Consider the following 20,395-nt stretch of genomic DNA (forward strand, 5'->3'; position numbering starts at 1 on the left):
CAAGGTGGAAAAAATGCCCTAAAAATGCTATAATCTTTTGTAGGAAAAGTAGGGCGAAAGGAAACGGGTATGAAAGATACATTTATGGATACTGCAAAAGTTATGTCAAAAGGGCAGGTTACTATTCCGAAAAGGATAAGAGAACTTTTGGACTTACAAAATGGAGATTATGTTACTTTTGTAGTTAATAACGATAAAGTGCAAATTCAAAACTCCAAGACTTTTATTGAAGAAAACATTGATAAATAAAGGTGGTGAAATAACACAGATGACAATAGATGAAATAAAAAAGTTAATTCAAAATGGAGAAAAGATAGATGTTGAATTTAAAGAATCGAGGAATGCTTTAACCAAAGATGTCTTTGATACAGTATGCTCTTTCAACAATAGAAATGGAGGACATATTTTACTTGGTGTAAATGATAAAAGAGATATTGTTGGTGTTAGTGAAGATAAAGTTGATAAGATTATTAAAGAATTTACAACATCTATCAACAATTCGCAGAAGATGTACCCACCACTTTATTTATTACCGGAAGTATTTGAGATTGACAGTAAAAAAGTGATTTATATCCGAGTACCTGAAGGTTATCAGGTATGCAGGCATAACGGAAGAATATGGGACAGGTCTTATGAAGGAGACATAAATATCACAGACCATGCAGAACTTGTTTATAAGCTATATGCGAGGAAACAGGGAAGCTATTTTGTGAATAAGGTGTATCCAAACCTCGATATAGAATTTCTTGATACTGATGTTATTGATAAAGCCAAGAAAATGGCAGTTGCAAGAAATAAAAATCATGTCTGGGAAAATATGAGTTATGAGGAACTGCTCCGAAGTGCAAATCTCATTCTGACAGATCCTGAAACAAAGCTTGAAGGCATTACATTAGCAGCGATTTTGCTATTTGGAAAAGACAACTCTATTATGTCTGTTCTTCCACAGCATAAAACTGATGCAATATTTAGAGTTGAAAATAAGGACAGATATGATGATAGAGATGTGGTAATTACAAATCTGATTGATAGCTATGACAGGCTTATAGCGTTTGGACAAAAGCATTTGAATGATTTATTTGTCTTAGATGGAATTGTAAATGTGAATGCAAGAGATAGGATACTTAGAGAAATTGTTTCTAATACATTGGCTCACAGAGATTATTCAAGTGGTTTCCCAGCCAAAATGATTATTGATGATGAGAAGATTACCATTGAAAACAGTAACTTGGCTCATGGAATAGGAGCATTAGATTTACAAAAGTTTGAGCCTTTCCCTAAAAATCCGGCTATTTCAAAAGTGTTTAGAGAAATAGGACTTGCGGATGAGCTTGGTTCCGGCATGAGAAACACCTATAAATATACAAGACTATATTCAGGTGCTTTTCCTCTGTTTGAGGAGGGAAATATATTTAGAACGATTATTCCTTTAAAGAAAATAGCGACTCAAAAAGTTGGAGGAAATGGTGTCGCTCAGGATGTCGCTCACAGTGTCGCTCAGGATGTCGCTCACGATAAGATAGCTCTTGTAGAGTTTATAAAAGAAAAAATAAGAGAAAATGACAAGATTACAAGAAAAACAATTGCAGATGAAGCTGGAGTCAGTGTAAAGACTATAGAAAGAACCATAAAAGAAATAGATAATCTACGATATATAGGTAGTGGAAGTAATGGTCATTGGGAACTGACTGAATAGCAGTAAGTTGCAGCACATAGAATTGAAAGGTGATTAGAGTAAAATCTAACCGCCTTTTTTCATGCAAAAAAGAAGGAGGTAAACATGCGAATAAATGATTTTCATAACATCTTGGAGCTAATAAAACAAGATATTCTGCAGAGTGAAGCAGAGTATCTGAAGCTCTTAAAGGTTGTCGGAAACAATCAGAGGTACGACTTTAGAAGTCAGCTAAGTATTTATGACAAAAATCCTGAAGCGACAGCTTGTGCCAAGTTTGACTACTGGAGGGAACGCTTTAATCGAACTGTTATGAGAGGACAGAAAGGTATCCCCATTTTAGAGGACTATGGCACATATAAAAAGGTGGACTATATCTTTGATATAAGTCAGACCGTTTCCAAAAACAGAGATGTCAATGAGGTAAATCTTTGGAGATTTGATAAAGAGGCTCATAGAGATGTATTAAAAGAAATGATAAAAGCTGAAGGCTATGAAGAAAGTGAAAGCACCTTAGAAAATATCTTTTCTTTAAGTAGGCTCTACGGAGATGAAAAAATAGATAGCCTGATGAATGAACTTAGAATATCTGATGAGGACAGAATAGCCTTTACCAAGTTTGTGAGGAACTCGGTAAGCTATGCAGTAGCTGCAAGATTTAAGTTAGACTATCCTATAGATACGGAGCTGTTAAAAGAAAACTTTGCAATGCTTGACAGCATTTCCCTTATGAGCCTTGGAGAAACGGTATCAGACATTAGTGGAACAGTCATTGATGCAACCATTCAAAAAAGCAAAGAGTTAGAGCTTCAAAAAGAAGTGTTAAGAGGTAAAGAAGCAGGATATAATAAAATTAGAGAAGAATTAGAGGAGGTAGAAGAAAATGTACTTCGACGAGATGATCAGGAAAGAATTAGTGAAAACGAGCGAATTTTCCGAAATGGAGAGTACGGACGAGATAATAGAGAAAATCAAAGAGAATACACTGAATCAGTTGGAGGAAGAGATGGACTTTATGAGGGAATATCCGAATCCGGTGTACGCAGTGACGAGACTGGATTATCTTTCAAGCAGCGAGGAGCAGAGCAACTTCGAGATGTTAGTGGATCTATACAAGGAGAAGAAGCTGATAGGACACCTGATGGATACTCAGAAACAGGCGATAGAGTTTATGAGAGCAGAGAAGCCGAAACTGATGATGGCTTGGAATATAGAGGACGAGAGCCATCCGCAGTACAAAGCGATGATTTCAGCCCTCAAAGAAATGACCATCAAGGAAGTAGTGGAAATCTAAAAGAAAATACGGATAAAGAGATAAGAGAAGCTGACAAGGCTTCTTTTTCTTTACCCGAAAACAGATCAGGACAGATTAAACTTACAATACCTCTTACTCAAAATGATATTGACAGTATTCTTGTAAACGGTGGAAACCATGAGGGCGAAAGACTTCCTATCATTGCTGAATTTTCCAAAGAAAAAACAGTAGAAGAATTAGGAGAATACCTTAAAGATACCTTTAGAGGCGGAAACGGTTTATTTCTTAATGGAGCAGAAGTATCTTCCTGGTATTCGGATAAAGGCATTCATTTAGCTTATGGAACTTCTGCAAGAGAAGATATGACGCAAATTTTAAGCTGGAGTGATGCTGTAAGAAGAATCAATGAGCTTTTGGAAAATGGAGAGTTTGCAACAAATGTAGAGCTTTCTGAAGCACAGGACTATGAAAGAGATAGAGTTTCAGAATCCTTATGGTATCTATACCACGATTTAAGTGAAGAAGGGAAAGCACAGGGATATTTTGACTTTATAGAAAGAGGTGGTGGCTTTCCGAAAGAAACAAGACAGTTATCGGAAGCTCTGAAAAATCCTGACTATCTAAAGAATGTTATTTCCAAGTACAGTCGCTTTTTGACAGGATATAAAGAAAACAAAGATGTACTAAGATTTCATTATCACAAGGTAGATAGCCTTTATCAAAAATTGCAGGAGCTTGAACTTCCGAGAAAGGAATATACCTCTAATCTTACCGAACTTCCAAAGGTACAAGGATTTATTACAGAAGATGAAGTCCTTGCTACGATTTCAAGAGGAAGTGGAGTAGATAGAGGGAAAGAAAGAATTACAAAGTATTTTAAAGAAAACCATACGCTTCAGGAAAAAGCAAATTTCTTAAAAGACGAGTATGGAATTGGCGGAGGCTCTCATGCTGTTTCAGGCGAAAGAGGAAGTGGAGAATGGCACGATGCAAAGGGACTTAAATTACAGAAGAATCATTGTAACGATGTATTTCTTACATGGTCAAATGTAGCAAAGTATATAGATGAGCTGCTTTCTAAAAATCTTTATCTTGAAGAGAATAAAATTGAAAGCAAGACAGCGATAGAAGAACAAAAAGAGCCAAGTTATTACTCTAAAGACGATCCATACAATCTGATGACTGATGAAATGCTTGAGCGAGTTCCTGAGCTTTATGCACAAGAGGATGTCGCTTTAGCGGATAAACAGGTTCATGCAGCATACATCATTCCATTTAGAAGCAACTGGACTTGGTATATGACGGAGTACGATAGAGAAAGCAAAGACGCTTTTGGACTTGTTTTAGGTATAGAACCGGAATGGGGATATTTTAATCTTGATGAGCTAAAGGAACTAAATGCACAAAGGCTCATTTTAGAGGATTTTCCAAAGACCTTTAGAGAACTTAAAGACAGTGAACTTAAAAAGCAGATGGATGAGCAGGAGCTTTACCATGTCTTTAATGGAGAACTTAGCTTTGAGGAGAATAATACAGAGCTTGAAGCACCTGAAGAAGTAGAAGAAAGCATACAGGCAGAACCTCTTCAGGCTACCTTATTTGATTATCTAAAGGAAAAAGAAGAAGTAGAGCTTAATGAAAAAGAGGATATCCTTTCCGATGAGTTTGTAGTTAAAGAAGGCGATACCGTCTATTTTAATCATGAGGAGTACAAAGTAAGGGAGATCTCTAAAAATCAAATCACAGGAAGAAATGATTTGTGGCTTGATCCTGCAAGGCAAGGTAATCATCAAATACCGATTGTAGCCTTTATAGATAATGAGGATTTATTAAGACAAATAAATCTTGAAAGACCTGAATTTATCATCGGTGATGAAGTGAAGTACAAGGGAAAAGACTGTACCATCACAAGATTTGATGATATGGGAAATAACCTAAAGACAGTAACGGTCAAGGATAATACAGAGTATCTTGGAGGTATGATTACAGGCGCCGATGTAATTCCTTATTACAAAGAAAGTGAGCTTGATAAAATCTTTGAAAATCTTACCAATGCAAAGCCCGAAAAGACTTTTGAGGAAATAGAAATAAAGAAAAATGAAGCTCATAATTTCAAGATTACAGAAGAAACTCTTCCTCAAAAGCTATCTCCAAGCGAGAGATTAAACAATAACCTTGAAGCAATCTCTATGCTTAACAGGGTGGAGAGCGGAGAACGAGAGCTTGATATTACAGCTCAAGAAGTTTTAGCAAAATATGTAGGCTGGGGTGGATTATCTGAAGTCTTTGATGAAAGCAGAGAAGGACAGTGGAAAGAGGAAAGAGCCTTCTTAAAAGACAACCTATCACAAGCAGAATACGAAGCTGCAAGAGAATCAACCCTAACGAGCTTTTACACACCCAAAACTGTTATTGACGGAATATATAAGACGCTTTCCGGTATGGGATTTAAACAGGGAAATATCCTTGAGCCGTCAATGGGGATCGGGAACTTTATCGGTAACCTACCTGATGAAATGAATAAGTCCAAGTTTTATGGTGTAGAGCTTGATTCGGTAAGTGGTCGTATTGGAAAACTCTTATACCCTGAAAGTGAAGTACAGGTAAAGGGACTGGAAGAAACGGGATTTTCCAACAACTTCTTTGATGTTGCAATCGGAAATGTTCCCTTTGGAGAGTACAAGGTAAATGACAGAGAATATAACCGCAATAACTTTCTTATTCACGATTATTTCTTTGCCAAGTCCATTGATAAGGTAAGAAACGGCGGGGTTATCGCCTTTATTACATCTTCAGGGACAATGGATAAAAAAGACGAAAGTGTAAGACGCTATCTTGCAGCAAGATCCGAATTTTTAGGGGCAATCAGACTTCCAAACGATACCTTTAAGGGTGTTGCAGGAACTGAGGTAACAAGCGATATTATTTTCCTAAAGAAAAGAGATAGCGTACTTGAGCGAGATGAAGATTGGATACACCTTGCGGAAGATGAAAATGGACTTGTATATAACAAATACTTTGTCGAACATCCGGAGCAGGTGCTTGGTTCTATGCGTGAGGTAAGTGGTCGATTTGGAAAAACTCTAACTTGTGAGCCGATAGCCTTTTTAGGGCAAGAGAACAATATGGCTTCGTTAAAGGATCGTATCGAGATTGCGGGAGAAAGAATTTCAAAAGATGCAAAGTATGAAGAAATAGAGCTACTTGATGATGAAATAACATCAATTCCTGCAACCGATGATGTAAAGAACTTCTCATACACCTTAATTGATGATGAAGTTTATTATAGAGAAAACTCACTCTTTATCAAAAAGGAAGTATCAGACAAGAAAAAAGAAAAAATCAAGGATTACCTTGAGCTGAATGCTGCCTTAAAAGATGTGATTTACAAGCAGAAAGAAGATTTTAATGAAGAAGAAATTAAGGCTTCACAGGAAAAACTAAATGAAGTATATGACAATTTTTCAAAGAAACATGGCTTTGTAAATAACCTAAGTAATACCAGAGCCTTGAAAGAGGATAGCAACTTCCCGCTTGTTTCATCCATTGAAATCCTTGATGAAGAAGAAAATTTCAAGGCAAAGGGAGATATTTTCTCCAAAAGAACCATTACAAAAGCCAAAGTCATAGACCATGTGGATACCTCTTTAGAAGCTCTTGTTTTATCGGTATCTGAAAAAGGCTATGTGGATTTTGACTATATGGGAAGTCTTACCGGAAAAGACAGACCAACTTTGATTGAGGAGCTTCGAGGGGAAATCTATCTAAATATTAGAGAAGAACAAAACTTTTACAGACCGCTTTCTTTTAACCCTGAAGATGGCGATTTACCTTTTGCCTGTGCAAATGGCAGCAATTCCTATAAATATGGCTATGTAACAAAGGATGAATATTTAAGTGGGAATATCAGGGATAAGATTGCCATTGTAGATAGTTATCTATCTAAGCTCAGACAAACGGAAAGAGAACTTCCTCATCTTGGCTATGAAGAAAATGGAAAAGAAAAAGAGCTGATAAGATATGAAATAAACCGTTTGGAATACCAAAAGGCAGAGCTTACAAAAGTTCTTCCAAAGGAATTAGAAGCAAGTGAAATCAATGTGCGTCTTGGTGCAACTTGGATACCGATTAAAGATATTGAGAAATTCATCTTTGAAACGCTAAAAACTCCGGGGTATGCCAAATGGGATATTAAGGTTAAATTTTCAAACCTTACAAGCGAATGGAATGTAGAAGGAAAAAGCAGGGATAGAGGAAATGATCTTGCGGAAATGACTTACGGTACATCAAGGGTAAATGCCTATAAGCTGATTGAAGATGCCTTAAACCTGAAAGAAACAAAGGTATTTGACCAAATTGTAAATCCGGATGGCTCTAAAACTTCTGTATTAAATAAAAAAGAAACCATGCTTGCAGGACAAAAGCAGGAGTTATTAAAAGAAGAATTTAAGAACTGGATATTTAACGATCAGGAAAGAAGAAACCGTCTTGTAAAACTGTATAATGAGCGTTTTAACTCAATCCGCAACAGAGAATATGACGGAAGCAATCTCTCTTTTGAGGGAATGAATACAGAGATTGACTTAAGACCTCATCAAAGAAATGCCATAGCAAGAAGCCTTTATGGAGGAAATACCTTGCTTGCCCATGTAGTAGGAAGTGGAAAGACCTTTGAAATGGTAGCTTCCGCAATGGAGAGTAAAAGGCTTGGAATGTGCAGTAAGTCCTTGTTTGTTGTACCAAATCATTTAACAGGGCAAATCGGGCGTGAGTTTATGCAGCTATATCCATCGGCTAACATTATGGTGGCTGATAAGAAAGATTTTGAGCCGAAAAACAGAAAGAGATTTATTGGTAAGATTGCCACAGGGGAATATGATGCGGTTGTTATCGGACATACGCAGTTTGAAAAAATCCCGATGAGTAAGGAATATCAGGAAAAGCATATTCAAGATCAGATTGATGAAATCGTAAACTATGTAGAAGAATACAAGCATGATAGAAATCAGAACTTTACCGTAAAACAGCTTGAAAAGACAAAGAAAAAACTGGAAACAAGGCTTGAAAAATTAAATGATGATTTTAAGAAAGACGATGTGATTACCTTTGAGGAGCTGGGAGTTGATAAGCTCTTTGTTGACGAAGCACATGGCTTTAAAAACCTTTATCTCTATACCAAAATGAGAAATGTTGCAGGTATCGGACAGTCAGAAGCCTTTAAGTCCTCCGATATGTTCATGAAGTGCCGTTACATGGATGAAATGACAGGAGGAAAAGGCGTAGTCTTTGCCACAGGAACGCCTGTAAGCAACTCTATGACAGAGCTTTATACCATGCAGCGTTATCTTCAGTATGAAAGTCTAAAGAAAAACAACTTAGAGCATTTTGACTCTTGGGCTTCTACATTTGGAGAAACACAGTCTGCCTTTGAATTATCTCCAGAGGGAACGGGATACAGGGTAAAAACGAGATTTTCAAAGTTCTATAACTTGCCTGAGCTTATGTCTATGTTTAAGGAAGTTGCAGATATTCAAACTGCGGATATGCTTAACCTTCCTACACCTGAAGCTAACTACGAGGTTATTAAGACTGTGCCTTCTGAAGAACAAAAGGAAATCCTAAAGAGCCTTTCTGAAAGAGCGGATGATGTCAGAAATAGAGTTGTAGAGCCAGATGTTGATAATATGCTTAAGATTACCAATGACGGTAAGAAACTTGCCTTGGATCAGCGTTTAATCAATCCCCTGCTTCCTGATAATCCTGATAGCAAGGTCAATGTATGCGTAAAGAATGTCTTTTCTATTTGGGATAAGACAAAAGAAAACAAATCTACACAGCTACTTTTTTCTGATATGTCCACTCCAAAAGGAGATGGAGAATTTAACATCTATGATGATATTAGAGAAAAACTTGTAGCTATGGGAATACCGAAAGAAGAAATTGCCTTTATCCATGAAGCGAATTCCGATAAGCAAAAGGATGAACTCTTTGCAAAGGTAAGAAAAGGGGAAATCCGTATCTTAATGGGTTCAACGCAGAAGATGGGAGCAGGAACGAATGTGCAAAATAAGTTGATTGCTTTGCATGACCTCGATGTGCCTTGGCGTCCCGCTGACTTAGAGCAAAGAGCAGGGAGAATTGTAAGACAGGGGAACGAAAATGAGAAAGTAAATATCTATCGTTATGTTACAGAGAATACATTTGACAGCTACTTATGGCAGACGATAGAGAATAAGCAGAAATTCATTTCTCAGATTATGACTTCAAAGACTCCTGTTCGTGTTGCGGAAGATGTGGACGAAAGCTCTCTTAACTATGCAGAGATTAAAGCTCTTGCAACGGGTGATCCAAAGATTAAAGAGAAGATGGATTTGGACAACGAGGTTACAAAACTTAAAATGCTTGAAGCAAACTATAAGTCCAACCGTTACAGATTAGAGGATAAGGTGGTGAAAAACTATCCTGAAGAAATCGCAAGAACGGAAAAACTCATTGAAGCTGTCAGAAAAGATATATCCGATGTAGAGCCTAAAGCGGAAGGCGAGGAAAAGTTTACTTCCATTACCATTGCAGGAGAAAAAATTACCGATAAGAAATTAGCCGGAGAAAGACTTCTTGAAGCTATTTCAAAGGTTAAAATCAATGAAAGCAAGGTTATAGGAAAGTATAGAAATATGGATTTAGAAGTAAGTTATAACTTCTTTACCAATGAACATAACTTTAGCCTAAATGGTGCTGCAAAGCATTCAGGAGAGCTTGGAACAAGTGCGGACGGTAACCTTACAAGACTGGATAATGCTCTTGAGAAAATGCCTGAGAAATTAAACAGGCTTGAAGAAAAACTTATCAGTACAAAAGAACAACTGGAAAATGCCAAAGAGGAATTAAAAAAGCCTTTTGAAAAAGCTGATGAGCTGAAAACTAAGGTATTAAGACTTGCAGAATTGAATAAGCTACTCGATATGGGAGAAGTGGAAGAAAAGAGAAATGATAATCCGCTTATAGAAGATGTAAAAAGGGCAATCATTGATTTCTGTAACAGGGAATATGAAGAAAATCATAGCTATGATGAATTTAATACCCTGTATCCTGATTTAAAACATATCGGTATCGCCTATACCAATACGCCGGATGAAAGACATGGTATTCAGTATGAGCTTGATTTAGAGGAGAAAACATGGACACAGTATATTGATGATACTCCTATCAAAACAGAGAGCTTCGACTATGAAAACAAGGGAGAGAATGAAGCTCTAAGGAATATGAAAAATGAAATAGAGCTATCCTCTTTTGAAGATTTAGTCTATGTGGATTCCGAAGACTTAAAGGCAGCAACAGGACTTGATATTGATGATGAAGGAAACTTCTATGATCCACTTTCTAAAGACCTTGATAATGACGGTATTCCTGACAGATATGACAATGACTTTAAGGACAGTGATTATTTTGAGTCAACCTATGATGTGGAGGACAATCTTCATAGCAAAGAAGAAACCGCACAAAAATCAGAGGATAAGCCATCTATTTTAGGACAGATAAGAGCCTATCAAAATGAAAGTAAAACAGAAGAAAAGCAAAAAACAAAAGAACAGGAATTTTTAAGATAAGGGGAGGGAAACCTCCCTTTTGCCATGAAAGGAGATAAAAACATGGATTACAAAGCAATGAGAAATCAGATTGAAGATATGGTAAGTGATAACCACAAGGACTTTGTAAAGGCGATTATAAGCATGGAAAAAGGTATCAATGATGAAAGTGCTTTGGATAAGCTCTATGACGCTTATATGGACAATGACAGCTTTAATTTGCTGCATGAGGAATTTGACTATATGATTGAGGATTTAAGAGAACAGGGGCAGATAAAAGATCTGCCTTATGTTGAGGAAGAAAAGGATAATCTTATCAATATTGTCGGAAATATTGTTGGAGAGGTCGATGTAGTAGAAAGGGAAAACAAAAGCGGAGAAGCCTTTAAGGTGGCAAATTTCTCCGTAGTATCCAAAGATGATGAAGGAAACAAGGTATATCACAACTGCTCTGCTTATGGAGAAAAAAGTGATATTCCAAAGAACTTTAAGCAGGGAGATTTTGTTAAGCTCTTTGGACAAATCAGAACATCCATTGATGATAACGGCAAGGAGCATAGCAACATCAGGATACTTTCTTCAAAGCTGTTAAAGGCAAAGGAACAAATGAAAGGACAAGAAGAAAAGAAAGAATCTGTACTTGGGGCTATCAAAAAATATCAAGTTGAAGATAAGGAAAAACCGAAAGAAAAGAAAGAAGCAAGAAAAGAAGCTGAGAGATAAATTTACGGTCGGTGTGGTCTTAGGACTGCACCGACTATTTTTTTATTGGTCTTGAATTGCCAAATCAAGGTAGAAAAAAGAGGAGAGAAAAAATTACCTCTCCATCTCCTTGCCCATGTAAATTCCATAGTTCTTTCGTATTTGATAAAGCTCGTCCATAGTAGATTTTGAGGAAGAATACTCTTGCATTAGGGTATTCTTTTTTTCTTGCAATTTATCAAGTTTATCTAAAATATCCTTGGAATCAGGAAGCTTTGAATAGGATTTTTTAAGTTTTGTAAGATTTGTTTCGTAGCGTGTGATTTCAGCCTTATGCTCCTCAAAAAATGCCTTATCAGAAGGATTTGCTTTAAATTCTTTGTAGTAGGCTCTATATTTTTTAACAGTATGAACTTGTTCCATCGTATCGGAAAGCTCGTGCATTTCCTTATCAATTTCTTTGATTTTATCTTGTAAACCTTGTCTTTCTTCAGCACTTTTTTTGATATATTCATCAAGCTGTTTAACGGAGTTAATGCCATGTTCCCTGATGAAAACAACTGACTCAGCCATTATATTTAAGTTATGTTTTGTTGCCCAGTATTCATAGCCTTTGCTCTCTTTCACTTTGGCATTGGTATTCATATTGATGACATTTCCGATTCGTTTTTTGACAGGTGGGGCTTTAATAGATTGATTTTCTGTAATACGCTCTTTTAATCTTTCTTCGGTATAATCCTCACCAATCGTCTTAGCTCTTGTAAATCTCTGCTTATCTTTTGGCTTAAAGGCAATGTGTTTGCCATGCTTTATTTCATATCCAAGTTCCGCCATTTTCTTTAGAAATTCTTCCCAATCTTTAGACTGTTGTAACATTCTGTCAATGTCAAATTGAAGTTTGCTTTTCCAAGAAGTACCTTTCTTAGATTGCTCATTTTCATACCATGACTTGCCATTTGTTTTGTACTTTCTCTTATAACTCTCGTAGAACTCATCAATCACAGATAGGTTGTTTTCTTTGCATAGCTTATCGCTTTGATACCTGATTTGGTGGTAGCTTTTCTTGTTGGATTGATAGCACTTGCCAGTAACCATATTCACATTATTAAATATGACGTGATTATGAATATGCCCCTTATCTATGTGGGTAGATAAGACAAATTCGTACTCATCCTTTAATATCTTTTTACATAGTTCAAGACCGATTTGATGTGCCATTTCAGGACTTGCTTCTCCGGGTAAAAAGGATTGAATGAGGTGTCTTGCAAGAACAGTTCCGTTTGTGCAGGCATCATTTCGTGTTCTTAAAAATTGTGTGTGAGCAGTTTCCTGATGGCATTTATGAGTGCTTACTAAGATTTGCTCGTTTGTTTTTTCTCCATTAACAATATATGAAATGGCGAGATTAAGGGTTGATTTTATAGGATGTATTTTTGTAATAGCCATAAAATTTAATCACCTCCGGAAGTTCTGTTAAGAAGCAGAGAATGTATTTGCCACAACTCTTTTGAGAAATATTCAATCTGCTTTTTCATATCGTTTATATCGTCTTTGTAGATTATTCCAGTAGAATTTACACGCTTTGCAATCTGATTGATGTTGTTTGTAGCGTTGGAAAGCAAGCCTTGTAAATCTCTAAAGGGTTCTAAATCCACTTGGTATATTTCCTTTTCTAAAACGCACTTGCGAATGAAATGGCTCATATTTTTGCATTTCGCAAGTTTTCTTTTCTCCTCAAAAAGAGCCTTTTCTTCTTCGGTTAATTTAATTTCAAGTCTTTCATTTCGTATTCTATTTGCCATAAGTAAATCCTCCTTTGAATGTATTTCGGGGTCTTAGGGTACACCCTAACAAGTTAAAAATTGATAAAAAAAGAAGCAGATCCCGAAGGGCTGCTTCATCAATTTTTCCGTAAGTGTCCGTACACTTACTGTGCTTGCTACAAAAGAATGAATTAGATAGCAAGCGTTAAGCAAGTTTTAAATTTATGAATATATTATACCATAATTTGTCTTATAAAAATGCAGAAATTTTTGAGGGTTGACATTATCGGTTAGAAAAAATTAAGTTTCCTAAGGCACTTATTATTGCACAGGTAAAAATGGGCAAGGTATAGTCTTGGAATTTTGTTAAATTTTTTCATGCGTAAAATCAATTGGTTAGTTGACTCTAATCCTATATGGTGCTATAATAAAAACTGACAAAATTGTCGGTTCTTATTATTCGGTTATGAGGAGATATTTATTTTGGAAGAGAAAAAACAAAAAGTCGGGCAAATTAGAAAAAAAGAGATCTTGGAAGCAGCTAAAAAAGTCTTTTTACGAAAAGGATTTGCCGACACGGTAATGGAAGATATTATTACTGAAACATCATTGTCAAGAGGAGGCGTATATTACCATTATAAAAGCATAGTGGAAATATTACATGATTTAATGAGAGAAGGCATGGCTTATCGAATGGATAAAATGAATGAGTTCATGGCAAAGTATTCTAACGAACTTGGTAAGGAAGCTCTTGCTGAAATGCTTGTTGATAGGATGCTCGATGAGAATGAGTTAATGAGCATATATGTTATTTATCTACAAGCTATAAAAAACAATGATGAATTGAAAAAATTGTATCCTGTCTTAAAAGAAGAAACTCTCCATTCAGATTATGGAGGAGATATAAAGGGTGTAAAACTGGGAGATTTTCGCTGGAACACCACAGATTTTGTACTTTATTTTATGAATGCAATTATTTTAGGTTGTGAAATTCTTGAGGCAAGAGATAATTTCTGGCAAAATAGAGACTTTTTAATTAAAGTAATGATGCTTTACTTTGACTACTATGATGAAGGGAAAATAAAGTAAAAATCAGATCATAGCCGATAATAAAATAACTGCAAATTAAGTTAGTTACTATATCAATCCATTCTTAAAAAAGAATTAAATTAGGAGGAAAAAATGGATAAAAAAGAAAACAAATTACAAGTGAAGGATTTAATAATGATTGGTGTATTTTCCGCATTATATTTTGTGCTTAACATGGTTGGAGGAATGCCTTTTGCCATGAATCCTATATTAACATTCTATCAACCAATGGGAAGTGCATTTTTATCAGGAATTATATTTATGTTTTTAATTGCAAAGGCACCTAAAAGAGGAACTATTACTATTTTGTCAGTTATCATGTGCATTTTAAGATTTGCTACAGGTATGCATTGGGCTATGGGAGTAGGAACTTTGATAGCCGGTATAATTGCTGAAATTATAGCCGGAAGCAAGAGCTATAAAAACAAAAAAATGAATATGCTATCTTTTGGAATATTTGCACTTGGTGACATTGGTACCTTTTTAGTATATTTCATTAATCCAGAATCTTGGTCAAATGCAATGATAAAAAAAGGCACAGATATTTCATATATTGAATCCATGAATGCTGCCGCTGCTAATTGGATGATTTATGTAATCGTAATCGGAACTTTCTTAGTTGCTTTGCTTAGTGCTTGGATTGGCATGAAACTTTTGAAAAAGCAATTTGAGAAGGCTGGCATTGTATAATGGAAAAGAAATTGAATTTACACTTTAACCCATGCACAAAAATAGTTTTACTATTTTTGTGCATAGTTATCTCCAGCCTGTTGCCTTCGATAGAATATGAATTGATTTTTGTGTCTATAATTGCACTTTTTAGCATTATAAATAAAAAAATCAAATTTGCTTTTGGGGGCCTACTTATATATTTATTAGTATTTATTGTTAGCGTTTTAACTGTTAAGTATGGTAGTAATACAGTCAGGAGCTTAGTAATGCCATTTTTAGGTTTGGTTCACAAGGTTTATCCCGTGTGTATGCTTTCTACGCTTATATTAAGTACTACAAAAGTGGGCGAATTTTTATCTGCCATGAGTTATGCAAGAATTTCTAAAAAAATAACTATCCCTCTGGCGGTAATGCTTCGATATATACCTACTGTACGAGAAGATTGGATGTATATAAAAGATTCAATGTGTTTAAGAGGTATTTCGCCATCTTTTGTTGGATTTATAAAAAATCCGGCTTTGACGATAGAATGCATTTATTCACCCATGATAATCATGGCTTCAAAGGCAGCGGATGAATTAACTATTGCATCTATAACAAGAGGAATAGAATCTCCTAAAAAGAGAACATCCATTATTGAAATCCGTTTTGATATTCAGGATATTATTGCCTTAATAATCGGTGTTGTAATTACTGCCTTTATAATTTATAGGAGCGTTTTTTATGATTGAATTAACAGGAATTAGCTTTAACTATAAGAATACTTCAAGTAACAGCTTGAGTAATATAGATTTAGAAATAAAAAAGGGAGAATTTATCCTAGTCTGCGGAGCTTCAGGCTCAGGGAAAACATCTATCACAAGAGTAATAAATAAGCTAATCCCAGACTATTACGAAGGAACGCTTGAAGGTAATGTAAAAATAAATAATGATTTAGTCTCCAACTATCAAATGTTCGAACTTTCAGAAATAGTTGGTAGTGTTTTTCAAAATCCCAGAACGCAATTTTTTAATGTGGATACAAATAGTGAAATAGTGTTTGGCTTAGAAAATCAAGGTATAGCAAGAGATATTTTAGAAAAAAAATTAACTGAAACTTGCCAGACATTAGATATAAGCAAATTGCAGAATAGAAATATTTTTCATTTATCTGGAGGAGAAAAACAAAAAATTGCTTTTGCATCAGTTTATGCCATGAATCCAGATATTTATTTATTGGATGAGCCATCTTCCAATCTGGATATACCGACGATAGAAGTGTTAAAAAGGCACTTATCTGTTTTGAAAAACAGTGGAAAAACAGTTGTTATTTCTGAACATCGAATTTACTATTTGATGGATTTGGTCGACAAAATTATATTTATGGAAAATGGTCGAATTCAAAAGAGCTATTCAAGAAAAGATTTTTTGAATTTACCCGAACAAGAAATTAAATCGATGGGGTTAAGATCCAGAAGTGAAACAATACTGGATATAAAAGACGATACAGGAACTGCAGAAAAACCTTATTTACAAGTGAAAAATCTTTCCATAAATAGAAAAGATAAGTGTATTATAAGTAACCTTAATTTTTTTTGCAAAAAAGGAGATATTGTTGCAGTGCTAGGGTCTAATGGCGTTGGTAAAACAACTTTTTTAAGAACTCTTTGTGGGTTGCATAATGATTACGAGGGAGACATTTTATTTGATTCTAAAAAAATAGATATTAAAAAGCGAAAACAAAAAACCTATATGGTTATGCAAGATGTGAATTATCAATTATTTGCTGAAAGTGTGTTTTCTGAATGTAAATTAGGAATAAAAAACGCAAATGATGATCTTATTGATGAAATCCTAACTGATTTTGATTTAGACAACTATAAAAATAATCATCCTAATACACTATCCGGAGGTCAAAAACAGAGATTGGCAATAGCTGTAGGGCTAATATGTAATAAGGAAATTTTAATTTTAGATGAGCCGACAAGTGGACTTGATTATAGAAATATGCTTAAAACCGCAGAATTGTTAAAGCGTTATTCCAAAGAAAAAGTTATTTTTATTGCTACACATGATAATGAATTTGCAAATCTAATTTGCAACCGTGTATTAGATTTAGAGAAATAAATGGAGGTGTATAAATTTTGGATGTTTTAAGAAGATTATATAAGTATGCACCTGAAAAACGAGGTTATTCCTATGTTTCGATGATTTTATCAGCAATAGCGACTATTCTTTCAGTGATTCCATATCTGTATTTATGGAAATTTTTGAATGAGCTTTTAGTAATTAAAAATATTGAAAGTGCAAATAAATATGCATTATGGATTTTTATGTTCATGGTTTTACAAACTGTAGTTTATTTTTTAAGTTTGTATTGCAGTCATATATTTGCTTTTAGGGTTGAAAGAAACTTGAAAATTGAAGGTTTAAATAACCTTTTGGATGCGTCTTTTTCATTTTTTGATACCAATCCATCAGGAAAGACTAGGCAAATTATTGATGACAATGCATCAGAGACACATTCTATACTTGCTCACATGCAACCAGATATGGTGAACGCTGTTGTTTATCCTATAATTCTACTAATTGTAAGCTTTTTGGTAAGCATAAAGCTTGGAATAGTGATGGTTGGATCACTAATTATCGGCATATTTCTAATTATAAAAATGTTCGGGAATCAGAATTTCCTCCAAAATTATATGGATTCCAATGAAAATATGAGTTCCGAAATTGTTGAATATATACGAGGAATTAAAGTTGTTAAAATATTTAATATAGGAATAGAAAAATTCCAATCACTACACAAAACAATTATAAATTCTTCTGAATTAGGATACGCCTATTCCCTTTCATGTAGAAAATGGAAAGTCTTTTATGATTCGTTTTTTATGGGATTGTGCATGATCATGATACCTTATGGCTTATATTTGCTGAACATGAATACAAGCACAGGTAAAATTATTTCTTATATGGTATTTTTCGCCGCTTTTACAGAATTATTCTATATCGCTTTTAACAAAGTAATGTTTCTGGGACAAAATAAAGCAAAGGCAAAAAACTCTATAGATAAGCTGGAAGATATTTTCAACAAAATGCAAGTTAAAAAATTGGAAAGTAAATTTTTAAATGAAATAGACAATTTTGATATTGAATTTGAAAATGTATCGTTCAAGTATGAAGAAGGAAGTAACTATGTATTAAAAGATTTATCGTTCAAATTAGATTCAGGGAAAAGTTATGCGCTTATTGGTTCTTCCGGCAGCGGAAAATCTACTATTGCTAAACTCATTTCTGGATTTTATGAAATTGATTCAGGGAAAATAAAAATTGGTAGTCGAGATATTAAGGACTATTCAAGAGAGGCGATAGCAAGAAGCATTGCATTTGTTTTTCAGAATGCAAAATTATTCAAAATGAGTATTTACGAAAATGTGAGGATTGGAAATCCGAAAGCAACTTACAACGAAGTTATGAAAGCTCTTGAAGAAGCAAGGTGCAATGATATTTTAGATAAATTTGAATTAAGGGAAAATACGGTGATTGGTTCAAAAGGGGTTTACCTTTCTGGAGGAGAAACTCAAAGAATTGTAATTGCAAGAGCTATTTTAAAGAATTCGCCTATTATCATACTTGACGAGGCAAGCGCAGCAGCCGATCCGGAAAATGAATATGAACTTCAAATAGCTTTTTCCAAACTAATAAAAAATAAAACTGTAATAATGATTGCTCACAGGTTGTCAGCAATTAAAAACATTGATGAAATTATCGTTGTGGAAAATGGAGAAATTGTAGAAAGAGGCAGTAGCAAAGTTTTATTAGAGAATAAGAGCTCTAAATACAATTTTTTCATGGATATGTACTTAAGAGCAAATGATTGGGTGGTGTCAAATGAAGTCAAAGTTAATGGATAAATATGGAATAACTGAAGGTAGCTCAAAGGATTTAATTCGAGCTTCAATAGCTTCATTTTGGAAGAACATAGTATATATGCTGCCTATAATGCTTATACTATTTTTTCTCATGAACACAAGTAATTCAAGATATTTGTCAGAATGGGCTTATTTCATCGGAATCATGATAATTTTTGTTGTAATGTATTATGTTACGAATAAGCAGTACATAAAATCATATTCTACGACATTTAAGGAGAGCAAAAATTTAAGAATAGAACTTGTTGAAATAATAAAAAAGCTACCATTATCTTATTTTTCAACACATGATTTAACTGATTTGTCACAAACAGTGATGACTGATGTATCAAAAATTGAACAGGCTTTATCTCATGCTATATGTGCTTCTTATGGGTGGATGGCTTATTTCGTTATTTTAAGTTTAAGCCTTTTGATTAGTTCTCTACCATTAGGCTTGTGTATTATATTGCCTGTAATTATAGCTCTACTCATACTTTATCAGTCTAAAAATATTCAATATAGAATTAACAAAAAGTATTATGAAAAATTAAGAGAAAATTCGCAAGCGTTTCAAGATTCTTTTGAAATGCAACAAGAGATTAAGTCGTATAATATGCAAGATGTAGTAAGAAAAGATGTACAGGATAAATTAAAAGATAGCGAAAGAATACAAATAAGAACAGAGTTATTTACAACTGTACCATCAAGTTTATTGTCTATTTTGCCGCAATTTTCGATAGCACTGGTTATTATTTTCGGATTTCAAATGTATTTAACAAATCAAATAAAACTGATTTTCTATATTGGATATATAATTTGTGCCACAAAAGTTGCTAGTGGTTTTACTGGCATATTGGACGGTCTTTTGATGATAATGAACTTTCAAAGTAGTTTTAAGTCAGTTTCAGCAATAAGGAAAACTCCTTTGCAACAAGGAGAAAATGTAGCTATTCAAACATTTAATGTTGAATTTAAGGATGTTAGTTTTGCTTATGAAAATGGAAGGAATGTTATCAGTGATTTGTCTTTTAAGGCAAATCAAGGAGAGATTACTGCAATAGTAGGACCATCAGGGTGTGGAAAATCTACTATTCTAAAATTACTTTCAAGATTGTATGACCACAGCAGTGGACAGATATTGATTGGTGGAAAAGATATTTCTAAAATATCTACAAATAGTTTGTTTGAGAATATTTCAATCGTTTTTCAAGATGTTGAGTTATTTGATGATACAATTTTTGAAAATATTAAATGTGGTAATCCGAATGCTACTACCGAAGATGTGTTGAGAGCTGGAAAAATTGCAAATGTGGATGAGATTGCCGATAAATTTGCAGATAAATATAACACAAAAATAGGTGAAAATGGAAGTAAATTGTCAGGAGGAGAAAGACAAAGAATTTCTATTGCAAGGGCTCTTGTTAAAGATGCTCCAATAATATTATTGGATGAAATCTCTGCGAGTTTGGATATAGAAAATGAAGTAAAAATACAAGCTGGATTAGATCGTTTAATAAAGAATAAAACAGTTATTATTGTTTCACACAGGATGAAATCTATTGAAAATGCAAATAAAATTGTAGTTATAGAAAATGGTAAAGTAGAAAGTATTGGAGAACATAAGTATTTATTGAAAAATTCAGCAATGTATAGAACTTTGGTGCAGTGTTCTCAATTAGCAAGTGAGTATGAATATTAATATAGTTAAAAAATAATTAGAGGATAATAATTTATGGAACAGGATATAAAAACTCAATTAC

General features: G+C 34.3%; 12 protein-coding genes. 10 read left to right on the forward strand and 2 right to left on the reverse strand.

Annotated features, from left to right (window positions below):
* The first annotated feature begins 69 nt into the window (after nt 1-69).
* The 4 genes from F823_RS0105170 (at nt 70) to F823_RS0105185 (ending at nt 11,239) form a co-directional block, all read left to right on the forward strand.
* On the forward strand, nt 70-249 hold the full coding sequence (locus tag F823_RS0105170) for an AbrB/MazE/SpoVT family DNA-binding domain-containing protein (RefSeq protein ID WP_002846236.1): 180 nt from the start codon (nt 70-72) through the stop codon (nt 247-249).
* A 19-nt stretch (nt 250-268) separates the two neighbouring features.
* Nucleotides 269-1,696 (forward strand): AlbA family DNA-binding domain-containing protein, encoded by a 1,428-nt coding sequence (locus F823_RS0105175; protein ID WP_036745803.1) that lies wholly within the window; start codon nt 269-271, stop codon nt 1,694-1,696.
* 84 nt (nt 1,697-1,780) lie between these two features.
* A complete protein-coding gene (locus F823_RS0105180; protein ID WP_019595455.1) occupies nt 1,781-10,537 on the forward strand; it encodes a helicase-related protein in 8,757 nt (2,918 codons plus the stop codon).
* 42 nt (nt 10,538-10,579) lie between these two features.
* Entirely contained in the window at nt 10,580-11,239 is a 660-nt protein-coding gene (locus F823_RS0105185) for a hypothetical protein (RefSeq protein ID WP_019595456.1), read from the forward strand.
* A 93-nt stretch (nt 11,240-11,332) separates the two neighbouring features.
* Here F823_RS0105185 and F823_RS0105190 read toward each other — a convergent pair whose 3' ends face one another.
* Entirely contained in the window at nt 11,333-12,664 is a 1,332-nt protein-coding gene (locus F823_RS0105190) for a relaxase/mobilization nuclease domain-containing protein (protein ID WP_019595457.1), read from the reverse strand.
* A gap of 5 nt (nt 12,665-12,669) precedes the next feature.
* A complete protein-coding gene (locus F823_RS0105195; protein ID WP_002846228.1) occupies nt 12,670-13,020 on the reverse strand; it encodes a plasmid mobilization protein in 351 nt (116 codons plus the stop codon).
* Nucleotides 13,021-13,464: 444 nt separating this feature from the next.
* On the opposite strand from F823_RS0105195, the gene F823_RS0105200 reads away from it, so the two are divergent.
* The 6 genes from F823_RS0105200 (at nt 13,465) to F823_RS0105225 (ending at nt 20,334) form a co-directional block, all read left to right on the forward strand.
* Entirely contained in the window at nt 13,465-14,070 is a 606-nt protein-coding gene (locus F823_RS0105200) for a TetR/AcrR family transcriptional regulator (RefSeq protein ID WP_002846227.1), read from the forward strand.
* 93 nt (nt 14,071-14,163) lie between these two features.
* The gene (locus F823_RS0105205) at nt 14,164-14,760 is read left to right on the forward strand and encodes an MptD family putative ECF transporter S component (RefSeq protein WP_000358235.1); all 597 of its coding nucleotides are present in this window, start codon (nt 14,164-14,166) and stop codon (nt 14,758-14,760) included.
* Nucleotides 14,760-15,473, forward strand: coding sequence for an energy-coupling factor transporter transmembrane component T (locus tag F823_RS0105210; protein WP_000412420.1), 714 nt, complete (start codon nt 14,760-14,762; stop codon nt 15,471-15,473). The genes F823_RS0105205 and F823_RS0105210 overlap by 1 nt, the downstream gene beginning before the upstream one ends.
* Nucleotides 15,466-16,848 (forward strand): ABC transporter ATP-binding protein, encoded by a 1,383-nt coding sequence (locus F823_RS0105215; RefSeq protein ID WP_002846226.1) that lies wholly within the window; start codon nt 15,466-15,468, stop codon nt 16,846-16,848. The genes F823_RS0105210 and F823_RS0105215 overlap by 8 nt, the downstream gene beginning before the upstream one ends.
* A gap of 17 nt (nt 16,849-16,865) precedes the next feature.
* Complete coding sequence (locus tag F823_RS0105220; protein ID WP_000382836.1) at nt 16,866-18,635, forward strand: ABC transporter ATP-binding protein; 1,770 nt, start codon at nt 16,866-16,868, stop codon at nt 18,633-18,635.
* Nucleotides 18,613-20,334 (forward strand): ABC transporter ATP-binding protein, encoded by a 1,722-nt coding sequence (locus F823_RS0105225; RefSeq protein ID WP_000837544.1) that lies wholly within the window; start codon nt 18,613-18,615, stop codon nt 20,332-20,334. The genes F823_RS0105220 and F823_RS0105225 overlap by 23 nt, the downstream gene beginning before the upstream one ends.
* The last annotated feature ends 61 nt before the right edge of the window (nt 20,335-20,395 follow it).

This window comes from Peptostreptococcus anaerobius VPI 4330 = DSM 2949 (genome assembly GCF_000381525.1).
GTDB lineage: Bacteria > Bacillota > Clostridia > Peptostreptococcales > Peptostreptococcaceae > Peptostreptococcus > Peptostreptococcus anaerobius.

Bases quoted from the DNA above. Each gene is read 5' to 3' on its own strand.
- F823_RS0105190 (WP_019595457.1), bottom strand. From the start codon at position 12,664: ATGGCTATTACAAAAATACATCCTATAAAATCAACCCTTAATCTCGCC.
- F823_RS0105185 (WP_019595456.1), top strand. From the start codon at position 10,580: ATGGATTACAAAGCAATGAGAAATCAGATTGAAGATATGGTAAGTGAT.
- F823_RS0105175 (WP_036745803.1), top strand. From the start codon at position 269: ATGACAATAGATGAAATAAAAAAGTTAATTCAAAATGGAGAAAAGATA.
- F823_RS0105170 (WP_002846236.1), top strand. From the start codon at position 70: ATGAAAGATACATTTATGGATACTGCAAAAGTTATGTCAAAAGGGCAG.
- F823_RS0105195 (WP_002846228.1), bottom strand. From the start codon at position 13,020: ATGGCAAATAGAATACGAAATGAAAGACTTGAAATTAAATTAACCGAA.
- F823_RS0105210 (WP_000412420.1), top strand. From the start codon at position 14,760: ATGGAAAAGAAATTGAATTTACACTTTAACCCATGCACAAAAATAGTT.
- F823_RS0105215 (WP_002846226.1), top strand. From the start codon at position 15,466: ATGATTGAATTAACAGGAATTAGCTTTAACTATAAGAATACTTCAAGT.
- F823_RS0105205 (WP_000358235.1), top strand. From the start codon at position 14,164: ATGGATAAAAAAGAAAACAAATTACAAGTGAAGGATTTAATAATGATT.
- F823_RS0105225 (WP_000837544.1), top strand. From the start codon at position 18,613: ATGAAGTCAAAGTTAATGGATAAATATGGAATAACTGAAGGTAGCTCA.
- F823_RS0105180 (WP_019595455.1), top strand. From the start codon at position 1,781: ATGCGAATAAATGATTTTCATAACATCTTGGAGCTAATAAAACAAGAT.